The organism is Clostridium sp. AM34-11AC, assembly GCF_003435375.1.
GTDB classification, from domain to species: domain Bacteria; phylum Bacillota; class Clostridia; order Lachnospirales; family Lachnospiraceae; genus Pilosibacter; species Pilosibacter fragilis.
Window position 1 is genome coordinate 1 of record NZ_QWGL01000070.1, and the last position, 4,121, is coordinate 4,121.

Annotated in this window: 3 protein-coding genes; all 3 read right to left on the reverse strand. The window is 41.6% G+C overall.

The window, feature by feature from the left end; translation table 11 throughout:
• Positions 1 to 85: 85 nt before the first annotated feature.
• From DW826_RS17495 to DW826_RS17505, 3 genes are read right to left on the reverse strand one after another with little or no spacing between them, the layout of a single operon-like run.
• Entirely contained in the window at positions 86 to 1,123 is a 1,038-nt protein-coding gene (locus tag DW826_RS17495) for a tyrosine-type recombinase/integrase (RefSeq protein ID WP_005421652.1), read from the reverse strand.
• Positions 1,113 to 2,081 (reverse strand): tyrosine-type recombinase/integrase, encoded by a 969-nt coding sequence (locus DW826_RS17500; protein ID WP_005421651.1) that lies wholly within the window; start codon positions 2,079 to 2,081, stop codon positions 1,113 to 1,115. The genes DW826_RS17495 and DW826_RS17500 overlap by 11 nt, the downstream gene beginning before the upstream one ends.
• Positions 2,078 to 3,979, reverse strand: coding sequence for a tyrosine-type recombinase/integrase (locus DW826_RS17505; RefSeq protein ID WP_117553320.1), 1,902 nt, complete (start codon positions 3,977 to 3,979; stop codon positions 2,078 to 2,080). Before DW826_RS17505 ends, DW826_RS17500 begins: the two co-directional genes overlap by 4 nt.
• Positions 3,980 to 4,121 lie beyond the last annotated feature (142 nt).

Consider the following 4,121-nt stretch of genomic DNA (forward strand, 5'->3'; position numbering starts at 1 on the left):
TTATACTCAGCATTCCAAAATGTTAATCATTTTAAAGAATGCTGAGAAATAAGACGTTTTTCTACTAAAAGATGAGCATTATTCGTTAGCGCAATCCACAAAGTCTTGCCATTTCATCTTCGTTGCCCTCCCACATTGGTGCTTCATCAGATACAGGTGTTGGAACAGATTCCATTGCGTCTCTAAGCTGTTCAACAGATGGCTTTGCATAGTAGCTTTTTGTTGTATCAGTTCTGGCATGTCCTAACACTGTAGAAACCAGCTCAATGGCGATTCCATCCTGATAAAGATTTGTGGCTCTGGTTCGGCGGAACATGTGACAGTGAACCGAATCCGGAAGACTAACCCCTTTTTCACTGACCAGAGCTGCATATTTTTTTATAATCCGCTGGACATTTCCAACGGACATCCTGTCTGTTACACCTTTTATTGTTGTGGAAAATAAGTATGCTTCTTTGGAAGAATTACTGTGATATACACGTATATATTCCCTAAGGTGTTCGACTGCTTTAGCTGTTAATTGTATGGTTCTTTCTTTATTACCTTTTCCGGTTATGAAAATATTTGGATATTTTGATTCCATTGCGATATCACATAGGCGAATATTAAGCAGCTCACTGATTCTTACAGCTGTATCGTAGAGAAGAATCAAAATAGCACGGTCTCGTACACCGAATTTCGTATTCGGCGGTGCAGACAGTATTGCAGCAAGTGCATCATCGGACAGAATAGGTTTTTCCTTTTTAATGGTTTTGCATGGTGAGATCTGACTGATCGCCAGGGCAACTGACTGGACTGATATGTCCATATCCGAGGCATAGTTCAGATAGGCACGGATAGCCGCGACTCTTACATTTACAGTTGATGGCTGGCTGCCATTTGCAAGCAGATATTCTCTGAAATTATAAATACATTCTTTGGTACAATCAGAAAACTGAAAGGTGCTTATGGATTTACCTAATTCACCTACAAGGTAGTTTTTAAATATTGTAAGGGAATCTCTGTAGGATTCTGCTGTAGCCTGACTGCGTCCGACCTGCTTTACCAAATAAACATTTAGAAAGTTCCATGTGTGAGAAAAGAACAGCTGGTCAGTTGATATCTTTGCTGATTTATTCTTCATAGGGAATCACCTCCGGAATGACCTTTCCAGACACTGAATCTTTCTCTCGGATAGTATCAAATGCCTTTTCTACAAGATGATAGTAATAATACGTTTCATCAGGACTTTTGTGTCCAAGGTATCTGCTTAAATATGGGAGCATAGTGTTTGTATCAATTCCCTGATGCATCCACTCATTAAATCTCTCTACTACAAAAGCATGGCGTAAACAGTGGGGTGTCGGATGTTTATCAACTGTCCTGGCAACCGGAAGCATGGCCCAATGGCGGTTAAAACTTGATTCTACTCCAGAGCACGAAACAGGCTTATGTGGATCTTTTCCCGGAAAAGCCCAGTCAATTCCGGGGAAAAGCATTTCCTGACGTTCTTTATAGTTTTTAAGTACCGGAAGGCTATCCTGTGGAAGATATACAAGGCGATCTTTGTTACCCTTTGAGCCAAGGACAGTAAGGATTCCTTTATCCAGGTCTATGTGCTCCCATTTTAGCAATCGCCCTTCTGACAGACGCAGACCGCAGCAAAAATATAGGAGAAAAAGAATCTTGCACTCTCTATCGAGTCTAAATTGCTCTGAATTATGAGACGTGCGGATATCCATTTTCTGTAGCAGTTCCTTAACTTCCTCTTTTGATGGAATGTAAAGAACCGGACGGTAAGCCTTGCAGAAAAAATTAGGAATGTATGCTTCCTGACCAAGGGAAAGGATATATTCACTCAGCACCTTCACCATCGACATACGGCGATTATGATAGGCATCTCCTTCGCCCGGTCTGGCTTCTGACCATTTGGCTGCCATTTCATAGGTGACTGTTGTTAGTTCCGGATAATTCTGTACGCAAAAGGTATCAAAGCGTTTTAATAGCTTTTCTTCGGAATTATAGGCATATCCATCAGCACGTTTTTGCTGTATAAGTCCTTCGATATGATGTGCCAGACCGCTCTCAAAAATGTATGTCATGATAAAACACCTCCAAATTCCAGAGGGCAGAGCCTCATTTTATCTTCGTCACGTTCAAGATATACCTCTGCTGTTTCCTGACGTGCATGTCCGAGAGCATTGGAAATATCATCAAGTTTGTTGTCTGCCCGAAGCATTCTTGTGGCAAATGTTTTTCGTGTCATATGAAAGCCCTGACCAGCAGATAATTCAAATCCATATTCAGCAAGTATTCTTTTTAAAGCTCCACGGCACGCCGTTGTAACTTTAAGCGGAATATATGGTGCCTGATGGCGGATAAATATATAACCGTTGCCTGTGACAGCCGATTCCGGACGTCCATTCATGATGTATTTATATACTGAATTACCTACATCCGTTGGGACTGGAAGCGTTATTGCTTTGCTTGTTTTCTGCTGAATGAAGGAAACAGTTTTGTTTTTCCAGTCAAAATCATTTACCTGAAGCTTTAGGATGTCTGCTCCCCTGATACCCATTCGAAGTCCAAGCATGACCATGGCTGTGTCCCTGAGCTCCATGGGAGTAGAAGCTTTCTCACGATATTCATATATTTTCTCGACCATAGCATCGCTCAGAACATCAACTATGCTGCGATGAGGCGCACAGCTTGCAGATACTGCAAAAGCAAGTGTTGGTGAAATCAGATCCTGGTCAGCCATGTACCGTAGAAGCTGACGAAGCTTGGTTCCATATGCATTTTTACTTTCCGGGGTTGAGTGGACATCATGGTTATGAAATGCTTTAACCACATCGGGTGTTATGGAAACTGGATTATCTATTCCATTATCTTCAAGATATTTGAAGAAACTGCATCCGGCTGCCCTGCACATGGTAAGTGTCTTATTGGTCATTCCATCCCGCCTGCGGCTTTCTATGAAACCATCAAGGATGCTTTTGCTCCATGATGGAAGATGATCAGATGCACGCATCGGCTCAGCGATTATATTGGATTCCATTATGCCCTGGAGATACTTTTCAAACATTCTGATAGTGTGTGAACGATGAGCTGATCCGGAACTGCTGGCTTTGATCTGATTCGGGCAATCCGGGAGTATATCTATCCATGATGTCACAGTTTCTGCCGAGTGTTCCAGATGGTTAAGTTCCAGGAACATGAAATACCATGTGAAATCATTGCGATAAACAGCTTTTGATGATTTCATGTATTTCCAATCGTCCAAAGCGTCAAGATATTCATCAGCTTTAAGAGCGAGAGGTATACTCGGATGAAATGCGGTACCTATTTTAGAAAGTCTCATCTCAAGCAGTATTTCAACGTTCTCACCAAAAAGAACCCGCTGGTAACACTCTGGCACATCACCTCTGCGGTGAAGATATTTCATAAGTGCTGTCATGGCACATACGGCGTTCTGACGTCTGGCAAGAGATTTACAGGATTTGCAGTAAGTATTCCAGTATTCGATAAGAGTATCTATGGTTATTGCTTCCGGCTCTGTAACTCCCAGGGAAGTAGCAAGCCTGAAGAACTCCTTGATGGCAACAGAATACGTATGGTAATAGCAGGGATTCTGTGTGGTCGCATAGTATTCTTCCAGCTCATATGTCAGGCGAAAAAAGGATTCCGATATTCCGCTCCGGCAGAAAAAACTGTCTTCTGAGCGGCAGAAAGAACTTTTGATATCTCCAAAGAGCAGGTAATGCTCGAGGCGGAACAGGGCATTTCTATATTGAGAACACGTCTCATAGGAAATTTCCCGTTTTTTAATCTCAATCCAGTCCAGTGCGGCATCCATTGAAAAAGGAATGCCCTTATCCATCAGGTACTTGAAGAGTGTAGTATAACAGGTTCTGTGCATGTCTATATTTTTACATGCACTGTCTGGCTGTTTCATCATATTGAGAACTGATGAAATAGCATCTAAATAGTTTATTTGCATATCAAATGCGCTCCTTTCCGGCTTCCCATTCGAGGGGAAAACCTGATAATAGCGTATCTGATAATGCTCATCTTTTTTACAAGAAAGTGAGGATTTATGGAAAATAATTTAAAAGATCAATATTATAAAAACATGAGTATAA

Bases quoted from the DNA above. Each gene is read 5' to 3' on its own strand.
- DW826_RS17500 (WP_005421651.1), bottom strand. From the start codon at position 2,081: ATGACATACATTTTTGAGAGCGGTCTGGCACATCATATCGAAGGACTT.
- DW826_RS17495 (WP_005421652.1), bottom strand. From the start codon at position 1,123: ATGAAGAATAAATCAGCAAAGATATCAACTGACCAGCTGTTCTTTTCT.
- DW826_RS17505 (WP_117553320.1), bottom strand. From the start codon at position 3,979: ATGCAAATAAACTATTTAGATGCTATTTCATCAGTTCTCAATATGATG.